The organism is Vibrio sp. 1978 (genome assembly GCF_033344345.1).
In genome coordinates this window covers 41761-66816 of record NZ_JAWPOP010000023.1, presented here as the reverse complement: position 1 = coordinate 66816, position 25056 = coordinate 41761, and the positions used below count along the sequence as shown (strand labels likewise).

Here is a 25056-nt window from a genome sequence, read left to right as displayed (position 1 = left end):
TAGAGTCTGCGTCTGTTCGATCAGTGTGACTGATCAAGCTCTGGAAACTGGATTGTTGGCGTTTACAGTACTCTCGCAAGGCGCCAACAAATTCAGTTAACCTTGGTACTTTTTAATAACCAAAGTTGCGTTTGTGCCGCCAAAGCCAAAGCTGTTTGACATTACGGTCGTTAGCTCTGCATCACGTGCTTCTGTCACGATGTCCAGACCTTGTGCTGCTTCGTCCAAGTTTGAAATATTGATGCTTGGAGCAATGAAGTTTTTGTCTAGCATAAGTGTTGAGTAAATTGCTTCGTGCACGCCCGCTGCGCCGAGTGCGTGGCCAGTCATTGCTTTTGTTGCAGAGATTGCAGGGCTGTTCTCACCAAACAATTGTTGGATAGCACCAAGCTCTTTCACGTCACCAACTGGTGTCGATGTGCCGTGCGTGTTGATGTAATCCACACCATCAACGTCTTGCATCGCCATCTTCATACAACGAATTGCGCCTTCACCTGATGGCGCTACCATGTCGTAGCCATCTGATGTCGCACCGTAACCTACGATTTCACCGTAGATTTTCGCACCACGTGCCAGTGCGTGCTCTAGTTCTTCAATAACCAGCATGCCGCCGCCGCCCGAGATAACAAAACCGTCACGGTCTGCATCGTATGTACGAGATGCTTTGTCTGGCGTGTCATTGTATTTGGTTGACAGTGCGCCCATCGCATCAAACATCATAGTTTGAGACCAATCTAGCTCTTCGCCGCCACCAGCAAAAACAATATCTTGTTTGCCTAGTTGAATAAGCTCCATAGCATGGCCGATACAGTGTGCAGATGTTGCACATGCAGAGCTCATTGAGTAGTTCACGCCACGAATCTTAAATGGCGTAGCAAGACAAGCAGAAACAGTAGAAGACATAGTACGAGGAACCATGTAAGGACCAACTCGCTTTACGCCTTTGGCGCGCATCGTGTCTGTCGCTACCGTTTGATTGTATGCAGAAGCACCGCCAGAACCTGCAACGATACCGGTACGATCGTTTGAAACCTGCTCTTCTGTAAGACCAGCGTCTGCGATTGCCTGCTCCATTGATAGGTATGCATAAGCAGCCGCATCACCCATAAAGCGCATCTGCTTACGGTCGATGTGTTCCGCCGGGTTGATTTTTAGGTCACCCCATACTTGCGAACGAAGACCGTGTTCTTTGAACTGCTCAGATGCAGTGATGCCAGATTTGCCCGCTTTAAGAGACGCTAGAACTTCTTCGACGTTGTTACCGATACTTGAAACAATACCCATACCGGTGATTACGACTCGTTTCATTATGACATTCCTATAATTCAAAAATCCGCTAGATGATAACTAAGATAGTCAACAAAAGTGGTCAGCTTTCCCATAAATTCGTACAATCGCCCCATTCTTACCGCGCCAAATCACAAATTTGCACCATTATGACTTCAATAAAAAACGCAGAACTTGGTTGGAACGAAGCTGGTACTCCGGTTTCAGACCAATTTGATGATGTTTACTTCTCTAACGTAAACGGTCTTGAAGAGACACGCTACGTTTTCTTAAAACAAAATCATCTCCCAGAAAGATGGCAGGAATTTGACCAAAGACGTTTTGTCATTGGTGAAACAGGATTTGGCACGGGATTAAACTTCTTAGCAGTATGCCAGTGGTTTAGTGAGTTTCGTCGTCAGCATCCGGACGCAACATTGAAAGAGCTGCATTTTATTAGCTTTGAAAAATACCCATTAAGCAAAGCCGATTTAAAGAAGGCGCATGAAGCTTGGCCTGAGCTAGCTGAGTACGCGGAAAAGTTACAAAAGCACTACCCTGCCGCTGTGCCGGAGTGTCATCGCATTGTTTTAGAAGACGGCGCAATCACACTCGACCTTTGGTTTGGTGACATTAAAGACTGCATGCCGCAAGTTCCATACAACGAACAAGGTTTGATTGATACTTGGTTCTTAGATGGATTCGCGCCAAGCAAAAACCCAGAAATGTGGAACCAAGGCCTGTTCAACAACATGGCAAAGCTAGCCAAGCAAGATTGTACAGTTGCCACGTTTACCGCAGCAGGCTTTGTACGTCGTGGTTTGAACGAAGCTGGCTTTACAATGAAAAAGGTGAAAGGTTTCGGCACTAAGCGAGAAATGATCGCCGGCTCTATGGAGCAACGTGAAAAGCAGTCGAACCATCTCCCTTGGTTCAATCGCTCAGCATCTAGCAATCTTGATTCGATTGCCATCATTGGTGGTGGTATAGCCAGCGCGGCGTTAGCGAAAACGTTAGTTCGTCGTGGCCAAAACGTCACCCTTTACTGTAAAGACAAACAACCAGCCAAAGGAGCTTCAGGCAATCGACAAGGAGCCGTTTATCCACTGCTTAATGGCCCGCACACGGGTGTTTCACGAGTGTTTGCTCCTGCATTTTTGTTCGCACGTCAGTTTGTTGAACAAGCAGCACAAGAGATCGATTTTGATCATGGATGGTGTGGCGTAACTCAGTTGATGTGGGATGACAAATCCACAGACAAACTGGAGAAAATACTTGCGGGTAACTTCACTCCAGAGCTCATTCAAAAGCTGTCCGCCGAGGAAACTGCGAACACTATCGGGTTACCTATTGATATGGCGTCTGTGCACTACCCAATGGGAGGGTGGCTGTGCCCTGCCGAGTTAACGCGTGGGTTAATTAAACAATTGGAGAAGACGTCGTTACTCTCAACGAAGTTTGAACATCTTGTTGAGGCATTAGATTGGGATGAAAAGCGTCAGCTCTGGCTACTAACGGCGAGTGGTCAAACATTTGAGCACTCAACGGTTGTAATTGCGAACGGCCATGAGTTCCAGACATTGAGTCAAACCGCTTCCCTACCAATGGGACAAGTGAAAGGACAAGTCAGTCATGCGCCAGCAACCGAAACGCTGAGTCAGCTGAAAACGGTGTTGTGTTACGACGGTTACATGACACCTGTTAACCCAAGTAATCAACACTTGTGTATCGGTGCAAGCTACGACCGCAGTCACCTTGACTACGAATTTGATGAAAACGCCCAAAAAGATAATGCGGAAAAGCTAGTGAAATGTGTACCGAATCAAACATGGGCAAAAGAGGTAGATATCACTGGTAATCAATCTCGCCAAGGTATTCGTTGTGTTAGCCGAGATCACTTACCATTTGTCGGAAATGTGGGTGACTTTGAGACGATCAAAACGCAATACGCCAACTTACAAAATCAAAAAGAAGAAGAGGTAGAAACCATTCATCAGTACCCTAACCTATTCTGCTTCTTAGGTTTAGGATCTCGTGGACTGAGCTCTGCACCATTATTAGCTGAAGTGTTGGCCTCCCAGATCTGTGGGGACCCGCTGCCATTACCGGTTGATGTATTGACCGAACTTCACCCAAGTCGAATGTGGGTTCGTAAACTAAGAAAAGGCAAAGCCATTACCGAGCTGTAAGAGTATTCTCTGTTTTGATTCCCGACACAGATACGTGTCGGGAATCGCTAACTCATTAAGTCGCTCGTACTGAGATTACTTCAGCAGTGCAACTGCCTGTTTCACTTGCTCTGCCACTTCTGGGTTTACAACCTTACCCGATTCCACGTCAAAATTTTCGTAGAAGCTCGGCACAGATAACGATGCCTTTACATCCGCGCCAAAAAATTGTGCAGAACCTGTCGCCGCCGCAAGAACACTTTGCGCACCACTGGGACCTGGGGAAGTTGCTAAATAAACGACAGGTTTGTTTTGAAATACATTACGCTCAATGCGCGTCGCCCAATCGAACAAGTTTTTATAGGCCGCTGGGTACGAACCGTTGTGCTCTGCGAAGGAGACAACGAGAGCGTCAGCCTCCGCCAAGTCACGTAAAAACGCGACAGCCCCTTCAGCTTGACCTATTTCTTTCTCTTTGTCCTCGCTAAACATTGGCGCTTGATAATCGTTTAAGTCTAGAACATTCACTTGAGCGCCTTCGACTTGATTTGCTGCGTATGTAGCAAGTAGTTTGTTGATTGAGGTAGAGCTGGTAGATGCACCAAATGCGACAATTTTCATGGTTGTAATCCTTTGTTCACGTTTTATGCTGATCAGAATAAAAGTTGAACAGTTTCGCTACAACCACAAAAATTTTATGGAGAGGTTCGAATTTTTCGAAGTAGTAAATGACTAGGATTAAATAAAGGGAGAACGCTGCTTAGGGACTAAGCCTGAGCCTGGAGCTCTTGCCACAAATCACTGACAATCACGCGATCGGCCGGGCTTAACTCGGTACGCGCATTTTCTAAGCTGCTCTCAATGCGTGACTTCAGCTCAGTAATATCGCTAATCCCTTCTTCTTCACAAGACGCCGCGGATAAAGAGATGTGACCACGTAAATAACCACCAGCAAACAATTCATCGTCAGATGCTGTTTCAATTCGAGCATCAATCAGTTCCAGTAGTTTTTCTTCAAATTCAATAATCATGGTGTATCTCTGAGGTTATTAGTGGTTATTTAACGCAAAAGTCCGACGCTTCCAGTGGCTTAGTTTGATAAAATGCGCGCAGGGCATCAGAAAGCATTTTCACTCGCAAAGGCAAGCCAACGTCCAAAATACCTAGCACTTCTTTATGCACTTTTTTCATAAAGCCGAGCCTATCTGGTTCAAAATCGCCGTGTAGATTGTCACAACTCACCGTAAAAGGGAAGCCAGCGCTTTGTGCCAGAATCCATTCATAAGCTTGAGGTCGCACTTCAACTTTCTCAAACTCCTCTTGAACTTCTGCTGTTCGCCCATCAGGTTCATACCAATAACCAAAATCTTCCAGCAAACGACGCTCTGGACCAGCCACACACCAATGCGAAATCTCGTGTAAAGCAGAGGCGTAAAAACCCCGAGCAAAAATAATCCGATGATGAGGGTGTTCATCATCAGCAGGAAGATAAATAGGCTCATCACCACCTAACTCTAATTTCGTATTAAATTGTTCTAAAAAGGTGTCATTAAAAATGGTGATTAAGTCTTGGTATTCGTGGGTCATCGTCGAGTTTGTACTTCAGTTTGACATGCGCTGCATATTGTCGCTGTTTTTAGTTATGAGGTAAAGGCACCCCCACATTTTTGGTTATTAGTTGAATTTATCTGAAGGTCGCTTTCTCCATACAATTTCTCATTCGTCAGCGTACTTATTTACCACTACACTCTCGCCTTATTTTGATGCCGTTCAAACCGCTATTTTGAAGCCGTTTGATTACAAGCATGTTGCTGGTTTTAATCACTTTTTAAGAGAGATAGAACCGTTTGTAAGTGTTGTTACTTCGCCTACGCTGATTCTCGTAGAACGTAGTGACTTTTTACGTTGAGTGTTTCCCTATGTTGCTAAGTGTGTTGTATATCATTGGTATCACGGCTGAAGCCATGACAGGTGCGTTAAGTGCTGGTAGAAGAAAGATGGACTGGTTTGGTGTTATGTTGGTGGCCAGCGCAACGGCCATTGGTGGTGGCACCGTACGTGACATTCTATTAGGCCACTACCCTCTTGGTTGGGTAAAAAACCCAGAGTTCCTTGCAATTACGTGTGTTGCAGGTGTGCTAACAACAGGTTTAGCGAAATGGGTGATTAAGCTGAAAGGTCTGTTCATTCGCCTCGATGCATTAGGTTTAATCGTGTTTAGTATCATCGGAACAAAAATTGCGATGGGCATGGGCTTGCACCCTGGTATTTGTATGGTTTCAGCGTTAGTAACTGGTGTATTCGGTGGGCTACTTCGTGACTTAATCTGTCGCCAAACACCATTGGTACTGCATGAAGAGCTTTACGCTTCTGTCGCTCTTATCGCATCAGGAATGTACTTAGCGCTATTAGAATTCAATGTTCCCGATGTCACTGCCACTATTATTACACTGGTTACTGGTTACATGTTGCGTATGGCTGCGGTACGCTTTAAGTGGCGTCTGCCTTCTTTCCATTTGGAAACCGAAGGCTCGATTCATTAAGCAAAAACTACTTAAACAAAAAAGGTTGCCTGATAAAATTGTGCCACCCGCGATTCAGTGAGTGGCATAATTTTATATTCAGTCATCCTGAACAGCGACGAAGGAGCATGATTCAGGATCTATTATCCGAGCACTCTGTCGTCAGAGATGTTTCTTTCTCTTTTCATCGTGCTGAAATTAGATTCCTAGTCTCGCTATAGCTCGCTGGAATGACACAAAGCTCTTAAATCTTCGGTGTTTCAGTTGTTACGCCATGGTTTTGACCACGGTGGCGTAGTAAATGATCCATCACCACAATTGCCAGCATCGCTTCTGCGATAGGCACAGCACGAATACCAACACATGGGTCATGACGACCTTTGGTGATCAACTGAGTTGGTTCACCTTCTTTTGTGATGGTCTCACCCGGCACAGTGATACTTGATGTTGGCTTAAGCGCAATGTTTGCGACAATGTCTTGACCAGTCGAGATACCACCAAGAATGCCACCCGCATGATTACTACCAAAACCTTCAGGAGCAAGCGTATCACGGTGCTGACTGCCTTTTTGGTTTACAACCTCGAAACCGTCTCCGATTTCTACGCCTTTCACCGCGTTGATGCTCATTAGTGCGTGCGCGATGTCTGCATCCAAACGGTCAAATACGGGTTCCCCAAGACCAACAGGCACGTTAGTTGCCACAACCTGGATTTTTGCGCCAATAGAGTCGCCTTCTTTTTTCAGGTCACGGATAAGTTGGTCAAATGCTTCTACTTTGTCAGCATCAGGGCAGAAGAATGCATTGTTCTCGATTTCGTTCCAATCTACCTTGTCGATAGATACATCACCCATTTGTGACAAGTAAGCACGAATCTCAACACCAAACTCATCTTTTAAGTATTTCTTCGCGATTGCACCAGCAGCCACACGCATTGCGGTTTCACGAGCTGAAGAACGGCCGCCACCGCGATAGTCGCGGATGCCATATTTTTGGTGGTAAGTGTAATCAGCATGACCCGGTCTGAACTTATCTTTGATGTCAGAGTAGTCTTTTGAGCGCTGATCGGTGTTTTCAATTAGCAAACCGATCGATGTGCCCGTGGTTTTGCCTTCAAAAACGCCAGAAAGAATTTTAACTTCATCCGGTTCACGACGTTGTGTGGTGTAACGTGATGTGCCTGGACGACGGCGGTCGAGATCAATTTGTAGATCTGCTTCTGTAATTTCCAACCCCGGAGGACATCCGTCTACGATACATCCCAGTGCGATACCGTGACTTTCCCCGAATGTCGTCACTCGGAAATGTTGTCCGATACTGTTTCCTGCCATTACTTCCTCAAGTTTTTATCGCCACGCTCTCTCAAAACAGAGCATAGCTGCTTTCCAATTCTTCGTGGATTCATAGTGGCTTTATTACGTTTTGATGTAAAGAGTTAATATCGGCGAGGTATGCATAAAAAAACACCGAGCATAAAGCTCGGTGTTTTGATGTTTAGTGCAAGACTCTATTAGTCTTTGTACAGTTTAAACTCTTCTGCACACTCAACCAGCTGGTCACGCGTTAGCATAAACACGCCATGACCGCCGTTCTCGAACTCAATCCAAGTAAATGGAATCTCTGGGTACTGTTCCATCATATGAATCATTGAGTTTCCGACTTCACAAATAAGAATGCCGTTATCTGTTAGATAATCTGGCGCGTTAGCAAGAATACGACGCACTAGTTTTAGACCATCCGTACCCGCAGCTAGCCCAAGCTCAGGCTCATGCGTGAACTCATCTGGCAGGCTGTTCATGTCTTCTTCATCCACATATGGTGGGTTGGACACGATTAGATTGTATTTCTCTTTTGGAAGATCACGGAACAAATCAGAGCGAATTGGGAACACTTGCTGCTCCATGCCGTGATCTTGTACGTTTTGCTCAGCCACTTGTAGAGCATCTGTAGAGATGTCGATAGCATCCACTTCTGCTTCAGGGAAAGCGTGCGCACAAGCAATCGCGATACAACCAGAACCCGTACATAGGTCCATGATGCGCGTAGGCTCTTCCACCAACCAAGGTTGGAATTCCGCTTGAATCAATTCGCCGATAGGAGAACGTGGCACAAGTACACGCTCATCAACGAAGAACTCAAGACCGCAGAACCATGCTTTGTTTGTTAGGTATGCTGTTGGCGTACGCTCGTTGATGCGTTTTACTACGCGCTCAACAATACGCAGACGCTCGCTTGTCGTTAGGCGAGAGTTCAATACGTGCGGAGGCACATCAATCGGCAAGTATAAGGTTGGCAGGATAAGCTGAACTGCTTCATCCCACGCATTATCAGTACCATGACCGTAAAACAGGTTCGCTGCATTAAAGCGGCTTACCGTCCAACGAATCATATCTTGAAGGGTATGCAGTTCCGATACCGCTTCTTCTACAAAAATCTTATCCAAAATTGCCTCCGAAAAGCGCTACAATACTGCCAATAAAGTTTATTAATGAAATTGTTTACCTAATGAGCAAAAAAGACACCGAGAACGATGACGATTTCGCCTTGTTTCAGGAAGCAGTACAGGGCGTAAAAAAGTTGCGACAGGATACCATAATCCAGCAACCAAAAAAAAATACTAAGCAAAAAGAAATCAAGCGCTCCAACCGTGAAGCGAGTGACTCTGAATTTTACTTTTCAGACGAGTTTGTCCCTCTATTAAACGATGAAGGTCCAACTCGTTATGCACGTGACGACGTCTCCACTTATGAAGTCAAACGTCTACGTCGTGGCGTGTATGTACCGGACGTGTTCCTCGATATGCACGGCATGACACAGCAAGAAGCAAAACGCGAGCTTGGTGCGATGATAGCCTATTGCATCAAAAACGAGATTCATTGTGCGTGTGTGCAACATGGTATTGGGAAACACATCCTGAAACAGAAAGCCCCACTTTGGTTAGCACAGCATCCTGACGTTATGGCTTTTCACCAAGCGCCACTAGAATTTGGTGGTGATGGTGCGTTGTTAGTGTTGCTTTCAATTCCTGAAAAGTAACAAGCTTGCTGTAGACACGACGAAACGAAAAGGCAGGGATCTCCTGCCTTTCTTATTCTGTCTCTAATTTGCAAACGCTTATTTTGGTTTAGACACTTATGGCGTAATATGCCATAGCACTTCACCATTTTGTGTTTGTAAATCATATTCAATGCACACTAGCCCTGATGTAGGAAACATCGGTGGTGTCATGTCTTTTACAAACTCTGAAGTCAGATAACCGACCAAAGGCAAATGCGATACGAACAAAAGCGAGTCCAATTGTTCGACTTCTATTAACGCACTTGCGAAATCGAAGACATGCTCGGACTGGCCATAAGGTGTAATATCTTCACAAGTTTCAATGCTTTTTGCAGAGAAATACGCACTGATCTCTTGCCAAGTTTGTTGAGCTCTAATGTACGGACTCACCAACACTTTATCGAATTGCGCAAAACCCTGTTCTTTACAGGCTCTCGCAACCGCTTCTGATTCGACTCTGCCTCTTGGGGTCAATTGTCGTGCTGCGTCTGAATCTGCAAAATGCTCGGCTTCACCGTGACGCATGATGAATATTTTCATGTTATTTCCTAGGGATAGCTAACGCTACCAAAAGGTTGACTGCTATCTTTATTAGATAGACGGGGCTAACTTTAACAATGACGAAACAAAAATACTGATATAATTATCTGTTCATTATACCAATTCGCTTGTTAAAGATAGCGACTTTCTTAACAATCTATTAAAAGAATGTACTCAGTTCATCACACTATTTAACTGTGCAATGAGTTCAGAGCATTCACTCAAACAGTTCTTCCCCATACGCAAACGCGATGGGCCTGTGCAGAAGTCTACGAATAACAAAAATACGGCAAGCAGTATTTGTCGAAACGCAAACTTTGCGCCCCCCGCGAGGGGAGCCTAAATTACTGTAATGCGAAATCTGGAGACGCATCGTGCATCTAAGTCCTAACGATTCAAATCAATACCGCTACATTACCTTGAGCAATGAACTGCGTGTACTGCTGATTCATTCCGATACAGCTCAACAGTCGGCAGCTGCTCTGGCAGTGAACGTTGGACACTTCGACGACCCAAACGATCGCCAAGGTCTGGCACACTATTTAGAACACATGCTTTTTTTGGGTACGGAAAAATACCCTAAAGTGGGCGAGTTTCAAAGCTATATTAGCCAACACGGTGGAACAAACAACGCTTGGACTGGTACAGAGCACACTTGTTTCTTTTTCAACATTGCTCCAAATGCCTTTGAAAGTGCCTTAGATCGATTTAGCCAATTCTTTACCGCACCTTTGTTTAACGAAGAAGCATTAGACAAAGAACGCCAGGCTGTCGACTCCGAATACAAGCTCAAACTCAATGATGATTCTCGTCGCCTGTATCAAGTTAACAAAGAAGTCATCAATCCAGAGCACCCGTTTTCAAAATTCTCTGTCGGAAACTTAGATACTCTTGGCGACCGAGATGGTAAATCCATCCGCGACGAAATTGTGGAGTTTCACCACTCTCAGTATTCCGCCGATTTGATGACACTGACTCTATTTGGGCCACAGTCGCTCGATGAACAGCAAGCTTGGGTAGAAACCATGTTTGCCGACATCCCAAATCACCACCTTCGTGGAAAATCGATTGATGTACCGATAGGCACTGAGGAAAGCACGGGCATTTTGGTTCAAGTCGAGCCGCTCAAAGAGTTCCGTAAACTGATTCTCACATTCCCCATGCCGGGAATGGATGCGCATTATAGCGTGAAGCCACTCTCCTACTTTGCTCACCTGTTGGGTTATGAAGGAGAAGGCAGTTTGATGCTTCAACTCAAAGAAAAAGGCTGGATTACTTCTCTCTCAGCGGGCGGCGGCGCGAGTGGCAGTAACTACCGAGACTTTACCGTAAGCTGCACCCTGACGCCAAACGGCTTAGATCATGTTGATGATATCGTTCAAGCAGTTTTTCAATACCTCTCGATGATCAAACAAGACGGGTTAGATGAATGGCGCTATCTCGAAAAACAAGCGGTATTAGAATCGGCTTTTCGCTTCCAAGAGCCATCGCGCCCAATGGATCTCGTCAGCCATCTGGTGATCAACATGCAGCACTATCAACCGGAAGACACGGTTTATGGTGACTACAAAATGGCGGGCTACGATGAGGAGTTACAGCGTTCATTGCTGCGATACTTAACCATCGATAATGTACGCGTCACTTTGATTGCTAAAGGCCTGGAATACAACCGTACTGCCGAATGGTACTTTACCCCGTACTCCGTCACACCTTTTAGTGAAGACCAACGTCGTTTCTATCAACAAATCGACCCAAGCTGGCAATTCGTCTTACCGGAAAAGAACCCTTATATTTGCTACGACCTCGACCCCATGCCACTCGAAAATGGTGATTCACTGCCAGAGTTGATTGAGGATCTCGAAGGGTTTCGGCTGTGGCATTTGCAAGATGACGAGTTTCGCGTGCCAAAAGGTGTCGTTTATGTCGCTATCGACAGCTCTCATGCCGTTGCATCACCAAAGAACATCGTCAAAACGCGCTTATGTGTAGAGATGTTCCTCGATTCGCTAGCAAAAGAAACCTATCAAGCAGAAATCGCAGGGATGGGTTACAACATGTACGCTCACCAAGGTGGCGTGACCTTAACCCTCTCAGGGTTCAGTCAAAAGCTGCCTCAGTTGCTAGAAATGATTCTACACCGTTTTGCTTCTCGAGATTTCAGCCCTGCTCGCTTTGAAACCATCAAACAACAACTGTTACGAAACTGGAGAAATGCTTCACAAGATCGCCCTATTTCGCAGCTGTTTAACGCACTTACTGGGTTACTTCAACCCAATAACCCGCCTTTCGCAACCTTAGTCGAAGCGCTAGAAGAAATCGAAGTCGATGAACTCTCGGTATTCGTAGAATCCATTCTTGCAGAACTGCACGTTGAAATGTTTGTTTACGGAGACTGGCAACGCCAGCAAGCCCATGACATGGCTACGACCTTGAAGGATGCTCTAAGAGTTAACGAGCAACGTTATGAAGAGGCACTTCGTCCGCTCATTATGCTAGGTAAAAATGGCAGTTTTCAACGTGAGGTGCATTGTAACCAGCAAGATTCCGCGGTCGTTATTTACCACCAGTGCGAGGATATTGAGCCTCGTAGTATCGCGCTATACTCATTGGCCAATCACCTTATGTCGGCAACGTTTTTCCACGAAATCCGTACCAAGCAGCAATTAGGTTACATGGTAGGCACTGGCAATATGCCGCTAAATCGTCACCCTGGTATTGTACTGTATGTGCAGTCACCTAATGCAGCACCTGCCGAGCTGGTTATCTCAATTGATGAGTTTTTAAATGCCTTTTATATGGTGCTGTTAGAGTTAAACGATTACCAATGGCACAGCAGTAAGCGCGGCTTGTGGAACCAAATAGCAACGCCGGACACCACACTTCGAGGACGGGCTCAACGTCTTTGGGTTGCGATAGGAAACAAAGACACTGAGTTTAACCAACGTGACAAGGTACTTGCGGAGTTGAAGAAGCTGACGCGCGCAGACATGATTCGCTTCGTTGTGAACGAATTGAAACCTCGTACTGCAAATCGTTTGATCATGCACTCTCAAGGTCAAGCGCATTCGGAGGCTCCGCGCATCCATCTAGGACAAGAAATAGGATCGATTGAAGAGTTCCAACTTCGGCCAAAAGATTGCGGCTTGGGGTGATCTAGTTGCACAGAAATAAAATTGTCGATTACTAGAATGAACCTACAAACCCATGAGGTTGTCGGTCTCATAGATTGAATCGGCACCATAATTGGCAGAAAATTGAAATTACGCCATTGCGGCTTATGCTCTAATTACCGCACTAAAAATAACTTAATGAGGTAATCATGAAAAAAGCACTTTTACTTGTGGCTCTTATACTGCCATTGGCATCTGCTCACGCTGAAATCTCAGTCAAAGGCGATGGCTTCGAATTAAGTGACGACTGTGTGCGCCTTAGCGGAGACAATGTATCCATCAAATCAGATGATTGCTCTTCAAAGCAGTGGAATGATAAAGACAAGAAGAAGTAACCATTTCTTCTTTATGAAAAAGGCTTGCCACTGGCAAGCCTTTTTCTCTACCGAAGCAACGTTTAATAGAACGTTGTCCCTTCACCAGCTCGAGTAAGCAAACCATCACATGGCGCGTAACGATCGCCATACTTCGATGCAAACTCATTCATTTTCTCTACGAGCTCTTTAATGCCAAATTGGTCCATGTAACGGAACGGACCACCCAAGAACGGTGGGAAACCAATACCAAATATCGCGCCAATATCACCGTCACGTGGCGAGCGAATGATGCCATCATCCAAACAACGTACCGCTTCATTCAGCATTGGCAGCACACAGCGCAACGCAATATCGTTATCGCTTAGCTTAGATTCAGGGTCGAGCTTAAGCAGTTTGTAAACCGATTTGTCGACATCTTTCTTCTTGCCCTTATAAGTGTAAAACCCCTTACCACTCTTGCGTCCTTTACGTCCATCATTTAACAAGATATCAAACACATCCGGCCCTTTGAATCGGTCACCTAACTCATTAACCAGGATCGGCATAATTTTCGCGCCAATGTCGACACCAACTTCATCCAACAAGGTAATCGGGCCAACAGGGAAACCAAAATCAAGCAACGCCGTATCAATCTTTTCGATCGGTTCGTTAGCCAACAAAATATGCGCCGCTTCGTTCATGTATGGAGCAAGAATGCGGTTCACGTAAAAGCCCGCTTTGTCTTTCACTACGATCGGGGTTTTACCTTGCTTCTTAGCAAGTGCAACAACTGTTGAAACGGTTTCATCTGACGTCGTTTCATGCGGAATCACTTCCACCAACGGCATTTTTTCTACCGGGCTGAAGTAATGCAAACCCACTACGTTTTCTGGACGCTCCGCTTTTTCTGCAATTTTGTGGATAGGCAACGAAGAAGTATTGGTCGCAAAGATAGTTTCTGTCTTAGCGTTCGCTTCAATGTCCGCCACCATTTTTTGCTTAAGATCTAGGTCTTCAAAAACGGCTTCAATTACGACATCAATATGATTAAAACTGGTAAAGTCGACACCACCAGACAGTTGCAGCATTTTCGCTTGCAGGTCGGCCTTGGATAGAATGCGACGTTTGCGCTGTTTCTCAAATAACTTGTAGTTGTAGTTGAGCGCGTTTAAAACGCCATCGTTGCTAACGTCTTTGATGCGAACAGGTACTTTTGCTTTTGCAACAGACACATGGCTGATTCCGGCGCCCATCAGACCACCACCAAGCACACCAACTTTATGAACTGGTGCTGGTTTCGCATCCGTGCCATTTTCTTTCTTCATTTCTGTTGTGGCAAAGAAGATCGAACGGAGCGCTTTTGACTCTGAGCTCATTACAAGCTCACCGAAGCGCTTCGCTTCAAGTTCTTGGCCTTTAGCGAAGCCTTTCTCTAAGCCATGTTGAATAACTTCTAGAATTGCAACCGTTGCTGGATAGTTACCACGGGTTTTTTGATTCGTTTTCTTCGCAGCTTGCTCAAATACAAACTTGCGCCCTAGCCCGCTACCAGACATCACCTTTTCTTTCGTCGATAGCTTTTTCGTACCCTTGTTTTTACCTTTGTCGATAAACTGTTTTGCTACGTCGAGCAAAATGGTGTCCGGCACACAGGCGTCCACAACGCCCAGTTTTTTAGCTTTCTTCGCACGAAGTTGTTTACCCGTCAGGATCAAGTCCAACGACGGTAACAGGCCAATCAAACGTGGCAGACGCTGAGTACCACCAGAACCTGGCAATAAACCAAGTTGTACTTCTGGCAGACCTAAACGCGTTTTGTCAGAATCCGTACAAACACGATAATCACATGCAAGAGCCAGTTCTAAACCACCGCCCAAACATGGGCCATGAATAGCCGCAACGACAGGATAAGGTAAGTCCGATAGCTGCTGGAACAACTCCTGACCCTGCCTTGCTAAGGCTTCCGCTTCACTTGCTGTGGTGCATGCTTCTAGCATTCTAACATCTGCGCCCGCAACAAAATTGTCCGGTTTTAGGGAGTGGATGATCATCCCTTTAATACCACTGGAGTCTTTTAGCTGAGCAAAAATTTCTTTCATTTCGTCAGCAAAAGCCGCCTGCAGCGTATTCATTTTTTCATTAGGAACATCGATGGCTAACCAAGCAATATTTTGCTCATCAACCTTTAGACTAAATGCTTTTTGCTCGCTCATTACTCAACCTCCAGAATCATTGCCGCACCAAGACCACCAGCAGCACATGCAGTATTCAATGCAGTACCACCGCCACGGCGTTTTAGCTCTCGTAGGGTTTGCGTCATCATACGCGCACCAGTCGCAGCAAATGGGTGACCATAAGCAATTGATCCGCCAAGCACGTTGAACTTATCCATATCAATTTCACCAATCGCTTTTGAGCGACCAAGGTTTTCTTGAGCAAACTTATCGGAAGCAAACATCTTCACATTCGCCAATGCTTGAGCAGCAAAAGCCTCGTGCATGTCGATCAACGTCAGGTCTGACAGTTCCAAGCCTGTATTTTCAAGCACTTTCGCTGTGGCATAAGTCGGCCCCATCAGCATGTCCTTTTCCACGCCGATAGCAGAGAATGCATAACCTCGGATGTAACCAAGGATCTCCATTCCGAGCTCTTTCGCTTTACCTTCTCGCATCAACATCACTGCCGCACCACCATCAGTCAATGGCGTACTGTTCGCAGCCGTAACACTGCCATACTGACGATCAAACGCAGGTCGCAATTTCGCGTATCCCTCAACCGTTGAGTCATGACGAATATTGTTATCTTCCGAAATCCACTTTTTGTATGGTTCAGGGAAAGCCGTCATCACTTCATCTTGGATTTTTCCTTCTTTCCAAGCTTGAGAAGCCAGCGTATGAGAACGATGTGCAAGCGCATCCTGTTCTGCGCGAGAAATACCATGTGTTTTAGCCATTTGCTCTGCAGTTTGTCCCATGGATAAACCCGTAGAGTACTCTGCTACTGCTGGTGGCACTGGCATCAGGTCTTTAAAGCTCAAGTTTTTGAGGATACTAAGCTTCTGACCCATTGTTTTTGTCTTACTAAGAGCAAGCAGATTAGCGGCCAGTTTCTTTGATACGCCAATAGGCAGGACGGAAGAAGAGTCTGCACCGCCAGCAATACCAATATCAATGGTTCCCGCCATGATGCTTTCTGCGACATTAACCGCCGCTTGAAAACTCGTCGCACACGCTCGAGTCACACTGTATGCATCAGTATGGATGTTCATACCAGTGCCTAACACGATTTCTCGTGCGATGTTTGGCGCTTCAGGCATTTGTACTACTTGTCCAAATACCACTTGTTCGATTAGCTTCGGATCAATATCTGTTCGAGCAAGCATTTCGCTTACTACCATTTTCCCTAAATCGACCGCTGGCACTTGGCTAAATTCCGTGCTTTGACGAGCAAAGGGAGTTCGAAGCCCCGCGACAATAGCGACACGCTCACCATTGCGTGTTTTTACTTCCTGCTTGCCCATTGTTTCTCCTTAAATACAAGAGGTCTGACCTGATGCATTGTAATGAATTTGTTAAATTTATCAAACGTGCGTTTAAATAAACGTGAAGCAAGTAGTTCAATTACTCTACTTCTTTGAGTCTTATGCGATTACTAATGGTTAACTATAGAGAGTTAAAACGGTAAGAGGTATACGGAAAGTAAAATCGAAGCAAAAAAAAACCACACATAGCTGTGTGGTCGGAATATCTATAAAACAATTAACTTACGCCAATTGAAAAGTAATCAGTTTCCTGATTAGGAGAAAGTAAAGTCAGCCTTCAAAAGGAAGTGTCATCTTGCTCAACATGTTAGTCGCAATGACTAACGAGATGACAAGGTGTACTATAACCCCTTCACTGCTTGATATTTTGAAATAGATCAATTTTATAGTGATTTTACGAGTTTTAAGCTCATCTAGAACGATTATTGATTCAAAACAATTCAAGAATCCACCATCAGAAGTCCCTTTTAATGCTCCATCGAGTGAACTTATCCAAGCCATTGATTACTAATGATGATATTGTTAACAATATATATCAATTCGTGTTCGATGATATCTGACATTTGCGTATACACTTTTAGGTAACCACATGGCTTATTGTGTCAAAGGGGTTGCATGACAAATCCTGCAACCAAAACCGCTAAGCGATGAAACAAGTAAAGTCATGCTCAGAACAAGTAAGAAACTCACAGAGCGAGGATGGAGGCTCCTGTGGCCATATTAAAAATGTTTGGAAAGAAAAATTCCAACAGTCCGGTCAACTCTGATATGGACAAGCAAAGAAAATACGAAGCGCTCGTCCGAGGGTATCATCGTGACTTGTACCGCTACGCATATTGGTTGTGCAAAGATAAAGCGGTCGCGGAAGATCTAGTTCAGGAAACCTGTCTTAGAGCTTGGAAGTCACTCGATAGCCTCCAAGACGAAAAAGCTGCCAAGTCTTGGCTCATCACAATATTGAGACGAGAAAATGCGCGCCGCTTCGAACGTAAACAATTTGATTTAGTTGATATCGATGATTACGGCAATGATGCTAAAGTCAGCGATGACTCACATCATCAGCAAGAATGGCTGCAGGCACAGATCATGAAGCTCGATGTTGAATACCGTGAGCCTTTATTTCTCCAAGTTGTCGGTGGTTTCAGTGGAGAAGAGATTGGCGACATTCTTGATTTAAATAAAAACACAGTGATGACTCGACTATTTCGCGCTCGTAATCAACTTAAAGAGATGTTGGATTCTCAAGATACCAAGAGAGGACAAAAGAATGGATGATTTAGAATTTCGTCGTCGTATTTTGTCGGATCCAAAACAAAAGGATGAAGAGATTCTGCAAGCTTTAGCTGGTAGCGACGCCAACAATAAGTTTGTTGATGACGTTTTGGATCTCGATGTAAAAATTAAACAAGCCATGAATGTGGATGTACCCGAAGATCTCGCAGATAAGATTTTATTTAGCCAGACGTCGAGTGCACTTGATGAAGAGAAGGTCGTAAGACCAAACTTTGTCCGCAAAGCAATGGCACTTGCCGCTTCTATTGCGTTCACCGCAGGGTTATTAGTTGGCCAAGTAAACTGGGGAAATGTTTTGGTGTCTCCAGCACAAGCCAGTTTAGCGGATACCGCGATGAAACACGTTATTCATGAAGAACCGTTTGTTCGTCATCTTGATGAGGATGTACCGAGCTCGCAAATTAATGCGAAAATGTCGCCATTTCATTACCAGTTTAGTGAAAACTTTCCATATCACGTTTACTACCTAAACCACTGCGGTTTTGGCGAATCCAATGCGGTGCATATGGTGTTCCAAGGTCCAAAAGGTAAAGTAACGTTATTTATTACTGGTATTCCAAGCGAACAAAGTACCGACTTTAGTAAGGATGGCATGACCGGAGTCGTTCAGCCCGTTGGGAGTTCAAGCCTGATTTTAGTCGGGGAAGAAGGTGAAAATATTGATGCTATCGCTACGACTCTTGCATCAATGATTAAGCCGATGTAACAACTTCGACGATTTCCAGCTTTCAAAAGGTTAAATGCCGCTAAATGATCTTATTTAGCGGCATTTTTGTATAAATATAGCACAAAACATTCACCACCGCTATAGCATTTAGAGCTTAAACTCTAAATTATGCATTTTAAGTGCAATTTCCCGTCTTTTAGACATCATTTCTGCAATTTTTATTCAATTTTATCCAATGGTCGGATTTGTCCAAGCAATTATTGATACTACTATCTGCGCCACTGAGCAAAAGCTCAATTTATCGTCCAAAGAGACGAATCTAATAAGGAAAAACAAATGACTCAGAACACGCGTCTGTTTAAAAAGACTCTCCTAGCAGTAACGGTAGCTTTTGCCTCAGGTCAATCGATGGCAGCGGGTTTCCAAATCAACGCTCAATCAGCAACTGGCATCGGCCGTGCATTTGCTGGTGATGCAGTAATCGCAGATAATGCAGCAGTAATGGCTCGTAACCCAGCAGCAATGGCTCTGTTTGATAAAATGGAACTTTCGCTAGGTTTCGAAAGCATTACTTCAATGATTGAAGTGAAAGATGCGAAATATAACGTTAATACTCCTTTGGGCTCCAATACTGTAAGTGTTGCTGATACTGATGATGTGGGTGATACGTCAATAGCTCCAAACATTCACCTAATCGTTCCAGTAAATGACAAGTTTGCATGGGGCGTAAACGCATACTCTAATTTCGGCACTAAAACTGAATTTTCAGATAACTACACCGCAACAGAGTACGGTGGTCTTACGGATGTAAAAAGCTTCAACTTTGGATTGGCGGGTTCTTACCGTTTAAACGAACAATGGAGCTTTGGTGCTGGTTTAGATTTAATCTACGGCCAAGGCACAATGAAGCGTACAACTAGCTCTTCAGTCCCAAGGGTTGGCGGTCAAAAAATTCTGGACGTAGATAAAGCTGATGGTTGGGCTGTTGGTTTTAACGTAGGTACTGTGTACGAACTAGATGAAAACAACCGTTTTGGTCTAGCGTATCGTTACAGCCCTGAATTTACGGCGAAAGACGACAAAGGTCAGGAAATCACGCTACCTCTACCAGATATGGCCGAGTTTTCTGGTTTCCACAAAATCCAAGACACTAAGTTTGCTGTACACTACAGCATCCAATACATCGGCTGGAAAGATTTCGACCAAATTGATTTTGAGAACCTAAATCAGGGTTTACTTAAAGGTGGTTACTCGAAAGACTATCAATGGCAAGATGGCTGGCACTACGCAATTGGTGGTACTTACTACCTAAACAACAACTGGACACTTCGTGCTGGTTACATGTACGACACAAGCGCTCAAGATAAAGTAACGTCTATCTCGGTACCAGACTCTGATCGCCAGTGGTTCTCCACAGGTTTCTCTTACCATATTGATAATAGCTCAAACATCGATTTTGGCTTCACGTACTTGTTAGGTGAAGATGTAAAAGTTAATGAGAATACTCAATTATCTCCTGTTCTTTCTACCGGTGTAACAGCAACAACTCATGCTGATGCAATTCTATTCGGCTTACAATACAGCCGTAGCTTCTAAACGCTTCGCTGTTAGTTAGTAGAAAAATACTTTATATAAAAGGCTGGATTTCCAGCCTTTTTTCATATCTGCGATTTATTGCCCACTCAATTTGAGTGAACACGTGTATCTAAATCTCACAATTAGGACGCACAGCTGTTCGCTGAATTCCGTTTACAAGCCTTTCACAGTTAGATTATTAAACCGCACAAATAACATTTAAAAGCATAATATTCCAAATGACCACTTACGCTGGATTTTCATTTCTAAAGTAAAAACTCTACCTTTAAACTTTTGTCCCACGTTATAAACAAATCAGCGAACATTCGAATGAAAACCAACAAGACTCTTCTATCAACAGCAGTGGCATTAAGCCTACTTGGCGCAACGGGCATGGCTAACGCAGCAGGTTTCCAACTTGCTGAATATTCTGCAACAGGCCTAGGTCGAGCATATGCTGGTGAAGCAGCAATGGCTGACAACGCAAGTGCACAATGGCGTAACCCAGCAATGCTAACTTATTTGGAAGGCACTCAAGTGTCCGTTGGTGCAATCTATGTGAACCCAAATATTGATATTGAAGGTGATGTAAACTTCCACGGTAGTACTTCTTCTGCATCTTCAGATGATTTCGCACATGATGCAATCATTCCAAACTTCTACCTATCACACCAATATAATGAGAAATTCGCGATTGGTTTGGCATTTGGCACCAACTACGGCATGGAAACCGATTTAGGTAAAGGCTTTGGTGCCTCGCACTTCGGCAATGAAGCAAGCGTAACGACAATGGAAGCGAACTTGAACGCAGCTTACAAAGTCAATGAATCAATCAGCGTTGGTGGTGGTATCCGTTACATCATCGGCGAAGGCAGCTTTGGCGCAGCAGCTCCTAAGAATAACGTTGTAGGGTTAAATCCTGAAACTAATCAACCAATCAGTGTTCCTCAAGGTACCGCTCTAAAATACATGGAAGGTGACGATACCGCTTGGGGCTGGCAAGTTGGTACAGCATGGCAGATCAATGAAAATAACCGTATCGGCTTCGCGTACAAATCTGAAGTTGAACTGAAGCTTGAAGGCCATGCTGAAGGTCTTGGTTTTGGCTTCGGTACTTCTGAACGCGACAACGGCTACATGTATCTAAACCTGCCTGCAACGGCTGAGTTGGCAAGCTTCCACCAAGTAACAGACCAACTTGCGTTACACGCAAGCGTTAACTGGACGGATTGGAGCTCTTTCGAGAAATTGGAAGCACGTCTAGATACTGCAGGCACGCATATGGTTAAAGTAGAAAACTGGGAAGATAATTATCGCTTTGCTGTTGGTGCTACTTACCAGCTTGATCCTAAGCTAGCGCTACGCACTGGTATTGCATACGATACTTCAGCGGTAAGCGACAAAAACCGTACGATCACTATTCCAGAAACTGACCGCACTTGGCTAAGTATTGGCGCAACGTACGATTGGACGAAAGACTTCAGCCTAGACGCTGGCTTCACCTATATTTTTGCGAAAGACGCACCAATCGTTGAGTCTCGTGGTTACAAGTCAGACGACACTGCAGAACAAGTCGGCGGCCAATTCGTAGGCGAAACTACGGGTAATGTTTGGCTAATCGGTGTTCAAGCAAACTACCGTTTCTAACCAAGCTGCAAAATACAAAAAAGGCTTAGTATCAGCTAAGCCTTTTTTCATTTCTCTATTGTGAAGAACAACGCTTAAAAGTCTTCTAGATATTCATCTAAATACTCTTCTTCTTCGATGTTAACTTCTTCTACCGTTTCAACTTCTGCTTTAAAGTTTTGACGCTGGATATAAACATCGCGAGTTAGAATATATGGATCCGGCGACGAGTCTAGCTGCGCTTCTTGCGGTACTAATAAAGCACGCTTCTCCATTCCTTCAAACGCCCACTTACCCAAACTCGCCCAGAAGTTGAGATAAGAGAGGGGTAAATACGTACTATCTACGGTATCTGTCACTTCACGTAAGGTATACGGACCATAACCCGGAACCATGAAGTAAGGACCATTTCCAACACCATAGTGGCCTACCGCATCACTGAACGCTTTCTCGTCGTACTTCGTAATACCCGCGGCACTTGCAATATCGAATAAACCGAAAATACCGAACGTCGAGTTAATCCAAAAACGGTTAAAGTGGTCCACGGCTTTCGTACCATTACCCATGATTAAGTTATTAACCATGCTTGCTGGCTCATCTAAGTTCGATAAGAAGTTAGCGATACCAGAACGAATAGGAACTGGCGTGTATTCTACATACGCAAGTGATACAGGACGAACCAAATACGGATCTAAATATTCGTAGTTGAGTTCCCACATGGTTCGGTTAAAGCCTTCCAACGGGTCATACACATCAGAAGTCGTTTGATTTGTTTCTTGTCCTGTTACTGCTTCATCAGGCGCACTTGAACAGCCAACCAGTCCAACGGCTAACAGCAACAAGAAGGTAGATTTACCCTTGTTATACATTTTATTTTCCATAACGACTATTAATGTACCTAAGTCACCCCGATTAACCATTGTACGTATGTTGAGCAGGATACATAGTAAAGATGACTCAGATATGGGAATAAATAAAGGCCAGCAATCGCTGGCCTTCGGTATTCTACTCGATCGTTTAGAGTCATACCACTAAAGGCAACTGACTCTACCTCGTTGTCATGTTTCAGAGACAGATGTTAACAATTAATACTGCTGATCAATGGTCACTTCTACTGGTGCGCCAAATTCAACGACGTCACTTTCTCCGTGCCAATCTTGATCACGCGTTGCTACGTTACCGTCAGAATCTACACGCACACGGACGATTAGCTTATCGAGTGAAGATAACTTTTGCCCTTGCATCATGGCATTGCCATCATCTAATACGACTGTGCGAGGGAAAGTACCTAGCGGATAACGAGCAGCAGCCACAGGCATTGGAGAGCCATCTGAACGATGTACTGACACAATCAGAACTGCGTTTGGATCCAACTGAGCATTTGGTGCCACATTAATTGTCACAGCTACACTCTTATCCGGTGAAACCGCTTCGCCCATTTGCTTACGAGCACTCTCAATACTGCGTGACAACATCTCGTAGCGGCTATCTTCTGGACCAATCATTTGCTGCATGATTCCCCAGTACTTTATGGCTACCGGGAAGTCTTGACGCTCAAACGCATCGAACGCTAACAAAGAAAACACACGCAGATCGACATAGTCTTGCTGCATCAGCTTGCCGAGTAATGAGCGAGCCGTCGCTTGATCCATTTCCTCTTGAGACAGCATCAGAGCTTGTGCATAACCCAACATCACATCTGGGTCTTTTGGCTCTAGGCGGTACGATTTTTCCATCGCATCGATAGCTGTGGTGACATCACGATTTGCTAACGCAATACGACCTAGCAGTAACCAACCTGTCGAGTCTTCCGGCTGGTAATGTAAGCGAGTTCGAAGGGCTAGGGTCAAATCCGCCATTTCATCGTCACTCAGCGGCTCAGAAGAAGCCGACATCAGCTTTTTCGATAACTCAGGTAGATTTGCAGACACTTCTTGCCATTGAACAATATCGTCTGACGCGCCAAATTTATAATACAAGCCATAGCTCAGCACCACCGTCAGAATTACCGATGGAACTAAAACCGCGATTGGAGAAACCTTGGTTTCTTTTTGCGCTTTATCACCAGGGATATCATCAAGCAGTGATTGCTTTAGATCAGAAATCAGTTCGTCTTCACTTTCAACCAGACCTTCGTCAGTTTCTTCTGCAAGCTCAGATAGTCGGTCTTTATAAAATGCCTTGTTGAGCTCATCGCGTAACACATCATCATTGTTCGCTTTTTGTTTAAGCAGCGGCAAAGCCACCAGCGCACAAGCAATAAGCGTGAGAGCAACGGTGGAAATCCAAAATAGTGTCATTACTTCTTATCTCCGTTGTTCTCTTCTTCAAGCAATGCTTTTAAACGAGCTTCTTTTTGCTCATCCCATTGCTCGTCACTGCTCGCTTTTGCCTTAACTTTAGATTTACGGCTACGCAGCACAATCAAACCAAAACCACCCAGTACTACAGCGAGTGGCCCTAGCCACAAAATCGCAGTCGCGACCGTAAATGGTGGATTGTAAGTCACGAAGTTACCGTAACGGGCGATCATGTAATCAACAATCTCATCTTTGGACTTACCTTCTTTGGTCATTTCGTACACCTTATGGCGTAAGTCCTGAGCAAGTTCAGCGTTAGAATCCGAGATCGTGTTGTTCTGACATTTAGGGCAACGGAGCGTATGGCTTAACTCTTTGAACTGCTGTTCTTGTTCCAAATTATCAAACTCGTACACTTCAATGGCCGCATGAGCAGCAAGAGATAATGTCATCGCAGCAAAAACGGCAAGAATTAGCTTTCTCATTGCTTCGCCTCCTCAACCAATTTGTTGTAAAGCGGCTCCAGTGTTTCTGACCAATTACGTGGGTTTACATCCCCTACATGGCGATAGCGAATCACACCATTTGCATCAATAATGAATGTTTCTGGAGCACCATAAACACCAAGGTCAAGGCCAAGCATACCACTGCCATCAAATAGGCTGATCAAGTACGGGTTGCCGAGATCATTCAGCCAACCTATTGCTTTATTACGATCATCTTTGTAATTCATACCGATGATCTTAACGCCCTTACCCGCCAATTCGTTTAGGTATTTATGCTCTGCATAACACGTTGGGCACCACGTTGCCCAAACGTTCAAGAGCAACGGTTCACCTTTAAAAATTGATTGGTCGTACTGTTTTCCAGGCTCAGCCAGATCTTCTAAATGAAATTCAGGAACTGGCTTACCAACCAAAACCGACTCCAATTTAGTTGGATCATCGCCCTCTTGGTTACGCATTAATTGGGTTGCGAAAATGCCCGCTAGAATCATGAAAGCGACAAGCGGAATAAATAAGATTTTCTTATTCAT

At 44.7% G+C, this 25056-nt stretch carries 21 protein-coding genes and 1 pseudogene; 9 read left to right on the top strand and 13 right to left on the bottom strand.

What is annotated here, in order from left to right; translation table 11 throughout:
• Positions 1-96 precede the first annotated feature (96 nt).
• Positions 97-1308, bottom strand: coding sequence for a beta-ketoacyl-ACP synthase I (gene fabB / locus R8N49_RS19225; protein WP_005380557.1), 1212 nt, complete (start codon positions 1306-1308; stop codon positions 97-99).
• Between the two features lie 128 nt (positions 1309-1436).
• Between fabB and mnmC the strand changes: the two genes are divergently transcribed.
• Positions 1437-3455, top strand: a complete 2019-nt coding sequence (gene mnmC, locus R8N49_RS19220; protein WP_186584749.1) for a bifunctional tRNA (5-methylaminomethyl-2-thiouridine)(34)-methyltransferase MnmD/FAD-dependent 5-carboxymethylaminomethyl-2-thiouridine(34) oxidoreductase MnmC — start codon at positions 1437-1439, stop codon at positions 3453-3455.
• 75 nt (positions 3456-3530) lie between these two features.
• On the opposite strand, the gene R8N49_RS19215 is transcribed toward mnmC, so the two are convergent.
• The 3 genes from R8N49_RS19215 to R8N49_RS19205 all read right to left on the bottom strand — a co-directional run bounded on the left by R8N49_RS19215 (position 3531) and on the right by R8N49_RS19205 (position 5021).
• On the bottom strand, positions 3531-4055 hold the full coding sequence (locus R8N49_RS19215) for an NADPH-dependent FMN reductase (RefSeq protein WP_149192448.1): 525 nt from the start codon (positions 4053-4055) through the stop codon (positions 3531-3533).
• Positions 4056-4201: 146 nt separating this feature from the next.
• The gene (locus tag R8N49_RS19210; RefSeq protein WP_017635933.1) at positions 4202-4465 is read right to left on the bottom strand and encodes a YfcL family protein; all 264 of its coding nucleotides are present in this window, start codon (positions 4463-4465) and stop codon (positions 4202-4204) included.
• 25 nt (positions 4466-4490) lie between these two features.
• Positions 4491-5021 (bottom strand): elongation factor P hydroxylase, encoded by a 531-nt coding sequence (locus R8N49_RS19205; protein ID WP_186584747.1) that lies wholly within the window; start codon positions 5019-5021, stop codon positions 4491-4493.
• 332 nt (positions 5022-5353) lie between these two features.
• Between R8N49_RS19205 and R8N49_RS19200 the strand changes: the two genes are divergently transcribed.
• Positions 5354-5977: a trimeric intracellular cation channel family protein gene (locus R8N49_RS19200; RefSeq protein ID WP_005380544.1), complete on the top strand. Its 624-nt coding sequence runs from the start codon at positions 5354-5356 to the stop codon at positions 5975-5977.
• A 223-nt stretch (positions 5978-6200) separates the two neighbouring features.
• Here R8N49_RS19200 and aroC read toward each other — a convergent pair whose 3' ends face one another.
• Together aroC and prmB are read right to left on the bottom strand one after the other, a co-directional pair.
• Positions 6201-7286: a chorismate synthase gene (aroC, locus tag R8N49_RS19195; RefSeq protein WP_031780893.1), complete on the bottom strand. Its 1086-nt coding sequence runs from the start codon at positions 7284-7286 to the stop codon at positions 6201-6203.
• A gap of 179 nt (positions 7287-7465) precedes the next feature.
• Positions 7466-8398 (bottom strand): 50S ribosomal protein L3 N(5)-glutamine methyltransferase, encoded by a 933-nt coding sequence (gene prmB / locus R8N49_RS19190; protein WP_005380541.1) that lies wholly within the window; start codon positions 8396-8398, stop codon positions 7466-7468.
• Between the two features lie 62 nt (positions 8399-8460).
• Here prmB and smrB point away from each other — a divergent pair, with 62 nt between their 5' ends.
• The gene (gene smrB, locus R8N49_RS19185) at positions 8461-8991 is read left to right on the top strand and encodes an endonuclease SmrB (protein WP_005380539.1); all 531 of its coding nucleotides are present in this window, start codon (positions 8461-8463) and stop codon (positions 8989-8991) included.
• Positions 8992-9087: 96 nt separating this feature from the next.
• Here the strand turns inward: smrB and sixA are convergent, their stop codons facing one another.
• Positions 9088-9552 carry a phosphohistidine phosphatase SixA gene (gene sixA / locus R8N49_RS19180; protein ID WP_005380537.1) on the bottom strand — a complete coding sequence of 155 codons (465 nt, stop codon included), beginning with the start codon at positions 9550-9552 and terminating at the stop codon, positions 9088-9090.
• A gap of 374 nt (positions 9553-9926) precedes the next feature.
• Here sixA and R8N49_RS19175 point away from each other — a divergent pair, with 374 nt between their 5' ends.
• Positions 9927-12704: an insulinase family protein gene (locus tag R8N49_RS19175; RefSeq protein ID WP_318190047.1), complete on the top strand. Its 2778-nt coding sequence runs from the start codon at positions 9927-9929 to the stop codon at positions 12702-12704.
• A gap of 167 nt (positions 12705-12871) precedes the next feature.
• A pseudogene (locus tag R8N49_RS19170) lies at positions 12872-13051 on the top strand (CG2 omega domain protein); the annotation flags it as partial.
• Positions 13052-13119: 68 nt separating this feature from the next.
• On the opposite strand, the gene fadJ reads toward R8N49_RS19170, so the two are convergent.
• Both fadJ and fadI read right to left on the bottom strand, forming a co-directional pair.
• Positions 13120-15231, bottom strand: a complete 2112-nt coding sequence (fadJ, locus tag R8N49_RS19165; RefSeq protein ID WP_005384446.1) for a fatty acid oxidation complex subunit alpha FadJ — start codon at positions 15229-15231, stop codon at positions 13120-13122.
• Complete coding sequence (gene fadI / locus R8N49_RS19160) at positions 15231-16538, bottom strand: acetyl-CoA C-acyltransferase FadI (protein WP_186584745.1); 1308 nt, start codon at positions 16536-16538, stop codon at positions 15231-15233. Before fadI ends, fadJ begins: the two co-directional genes overlap by 1 nt.
• A gap of 720 nt (positions 16539-17258) precedes the next feature.
• Between fadI and R8N49_RS19155 the strand changes: the two genes are divergently transcribed.
• The 4 genes from R8N49_RS19155 to R8N49_RS19140 all read left to right on the top strand — a co-directional run bounded on the left by R8N49_RS19155 (position 17259) and on the right by R8N49_RS19140 (position 21741).
• Positions 17259-17834 (top strand): sigma-70 family RNA polymerase sigma factor, encoded by a 576-nt coding sequence (locus R8N49_RS19155; RefSeq protein WP_005380528.1) that lies wholly within the window; start codon positions 17259-17261, stop codon positions 17832-17834.
• Entirely contained in the window at positions 17827-18558 is a 732-nt protein-coding gene (locus R8N49_RS19150) for a DUF3379 domain-containing protein (protein WP_186584743.1), read from the top strand. Before R8N49_RS19155 ends, R8N49_RS19150 begins: the two co-directional genes overlap by 8 nt.
• Positions 18559-18855: 297 nt before the next feature.
• The gene (locus R8N49_RS19145; protein ID WP_186584741.1) at positions 18856-20115 is read left to right on the top strand and encodes an outer membrane protein transport protein; all 1260 of its coding nucleotides are present in this window, start codon (positions 18856-18858) and stop codon (positions 20113-20115) included.
• Positions 20116-20424: 309 nt separating this feature from the next.
• Positions 20425-21741 (top strand): outer membrane protein transport protein, encoded by a 1317-nt coding sequence (locus tag R8N49_RS19140; protein ID WP_042522518.1) that lies wholly within the window; start codon positions 20425-20427, stop codon positions 21739-21741.
• A 74-nt stretch (positions 21742-21815) separates the two neighbouring features.
• Here the strand turns inward: R8N49_RS19140 and R8N49_RS19135 are convergent, their stop codons facing one another.
• The 4 genes from R8N49_RS19135 to R8N49_RS19120 form a co-directional block, all read right to left on the bottom strand.
• Positions 21816-22589 (bottom strand): VacJ family lipoprotein, encoded by a 774-nt coding sequence (locus R8N49_RS19135; RefSeq protein ID WP_005380523.1) that lies wholly within the window; start codon positions 22587-22589, stop codon positions 21816-21818.
• 216 nt (positions 22590-22805) lie between these two features.
• Positions 22806-24020, bottom strand: coding sequence for a c-type cytochrome biogenesis protein CcmI (gene ccmI, locus R8N49_RS19130; protein WP_186584737.1), 1215 nt, complete (start codon positions 24018-24020; stop codon positions 22806-22808).
• Entirely contained in the window at positions 24020-24505 is a 486-nt protein-coding gene (locus R8N49_RS19125; RefSeq protein WP_005380519.1) for a cytochrome c-type biogenesis protein, read from the bottom strand. The genes ccmI and R8N49_RS19125 overlap by 1 nt, the downstream gene beginning before the upstream one ends.
• Positions 24502-25056: a DsbE family thiol:disulfide interchange protein gene (locus R8N49_RS19120; RefSeq protein ID WP_005380518.1), complete on the bottom strand. Its 555-nt coding sequence runs from the start codon at positions 25054-25056 to the stop codon at positions 24502-24504. The genes R8N49_RS19125 and R8N49_RS19120 overlap by 4 nt, the downstream gene beginning before the upstream one ends.

Excerpts from the sequence above, each read along its gene's own strand:
- smrB (WP_005380539.1), top strand. The coding sequence starts at position 8,461 with ATGAGCAAAAAAGACACCGAGAACGATGACGATTTCGCCTTGTTTCAG.
- fabB (WP_005380557.1), bottom strand. The coding sequence starts at position 1,308 with ATGAAACGAGTCGTAATCACCGGTATGGGTATTGTTTCAAGTATCGGT.
- R8N49_RS19205 (WP_186584747.1), bottom strand. The coding sequence starts at position 5,021 with ATGACCCACGAATACCAAGACTTAATCACCATTTTTAATGACACCTTT.
- R8N49_RS19140 (WP_042522518.1), top strand. The coding sequence starts at position 20,425 with ATGAAAACCAACAAGACTCTTCTATCAACAGCAGTGGCATTAAGCCTA.
- mnmC (WP_186584749.1), top strand. The coding sequence starts at position 1,437 with ATGACTTCAATAAAAAACGCAGAACTTGGTTGGAACGAAGCTGGTACT.
- R8N49_RS19135 (WP_005380523.1), bottom strand. The coding sequence starts at position 22,589 with ATGTATAACAAGGGTAAATCTACCTTCTTGTTGCTGTTAGCCGTTGGA.
- sixA (WP_005380537.1), bottom strand. The coding sequence starts at position 9,552 with ATGAAAATATTCATCATGCGTCACGGTGAAGCCGAGCATTTTGCAGAT.
- aroC (WP_031780893.1), bottom strand. The coding sequence starts at position 7,286 with ATGGCAGGAAACAGTATCGGACAACATTTCCGAGTGACGACATTCGGG.
- R8N49_RS19125 (WP_005380519.1), bottom strand. The coding sequence starts at position 24,505 with ATGAGAAAGCTAATTCTTGCCGTTTTTGCTGCGATGACATTATCTCTT.
- R8N49_RS19145 (WP_186584741.1), top strand. The coding sequence starts at position 18,856 with ATGACTCAGAACACGCGTCTGTTTAAAAAGACTCTCCTAGCAGTAACG.
- fadJ (WP_005384446.1), bottom strand. The coding sequence starts at position 15,231 with ATGAGCGAGCAAAAAGCATTTAGTCTAAAGGTTGATGAGCAAAATATT.
- R8N49_RS19155 (WP_005380528.1), top strand. The coding sequence starts at position 17,259 with ATGGAGGCTCCTGTGGCCATATTAAAAATGTTTGGAAAGAAAAATTCC.
- ccmI (WP_186584737.1), bottom strand. The coding sequence starts at position 24,020 with ATGACACTATTTTGGATTTCCACCGTTGCTCTCACGCTTATTGCTTGT.
- R8N49_RS19215 (WP_149192448.1), bottom strand. The coding sequence starts at position 4,055 with ATGAAAATTGTCGCATTTGGTGCATCTACCAGCTCTACCTCAATCAAC.
- R8N49_RS19120 (WP_005380518.1), bottom strand. The coding sequence starts at position 25,056 with ATGAATAAGAAAATCTTATTTATTCCGCTTGTCGCTTTCATGATTCTA.
- fadI (WP_186584745.1), bottom strand. The coding sequence starts at position 16,538 with ATGGGCAAGCAGGAAGTAAAAACACGCAATGGTGAGCGTGTCGCTATT.
- R8N49_RS19200 (WP_005380544.1), top strand. The coding sequence starts at position 5,354 with ATGTTGCTAAGTGTGTTGTATATCATTGGTATCACGGCTGAAGCCATG.
- R8N49_RS19210 (WP_017635933.1), bottom strand. The coding sequence starts at position 4,465 with ATGATTATTGAATTTGAAGAAAAACTACTGGAACTGATTGATGCTCGA.
- R8N49_RS19150 (WP_186584743.1), top strand. The coding sequence starts at position 17,827 with ATGGATGATTTAGAATTTCGTCGTCGTATTTTGTCGGATCCAAAACAA.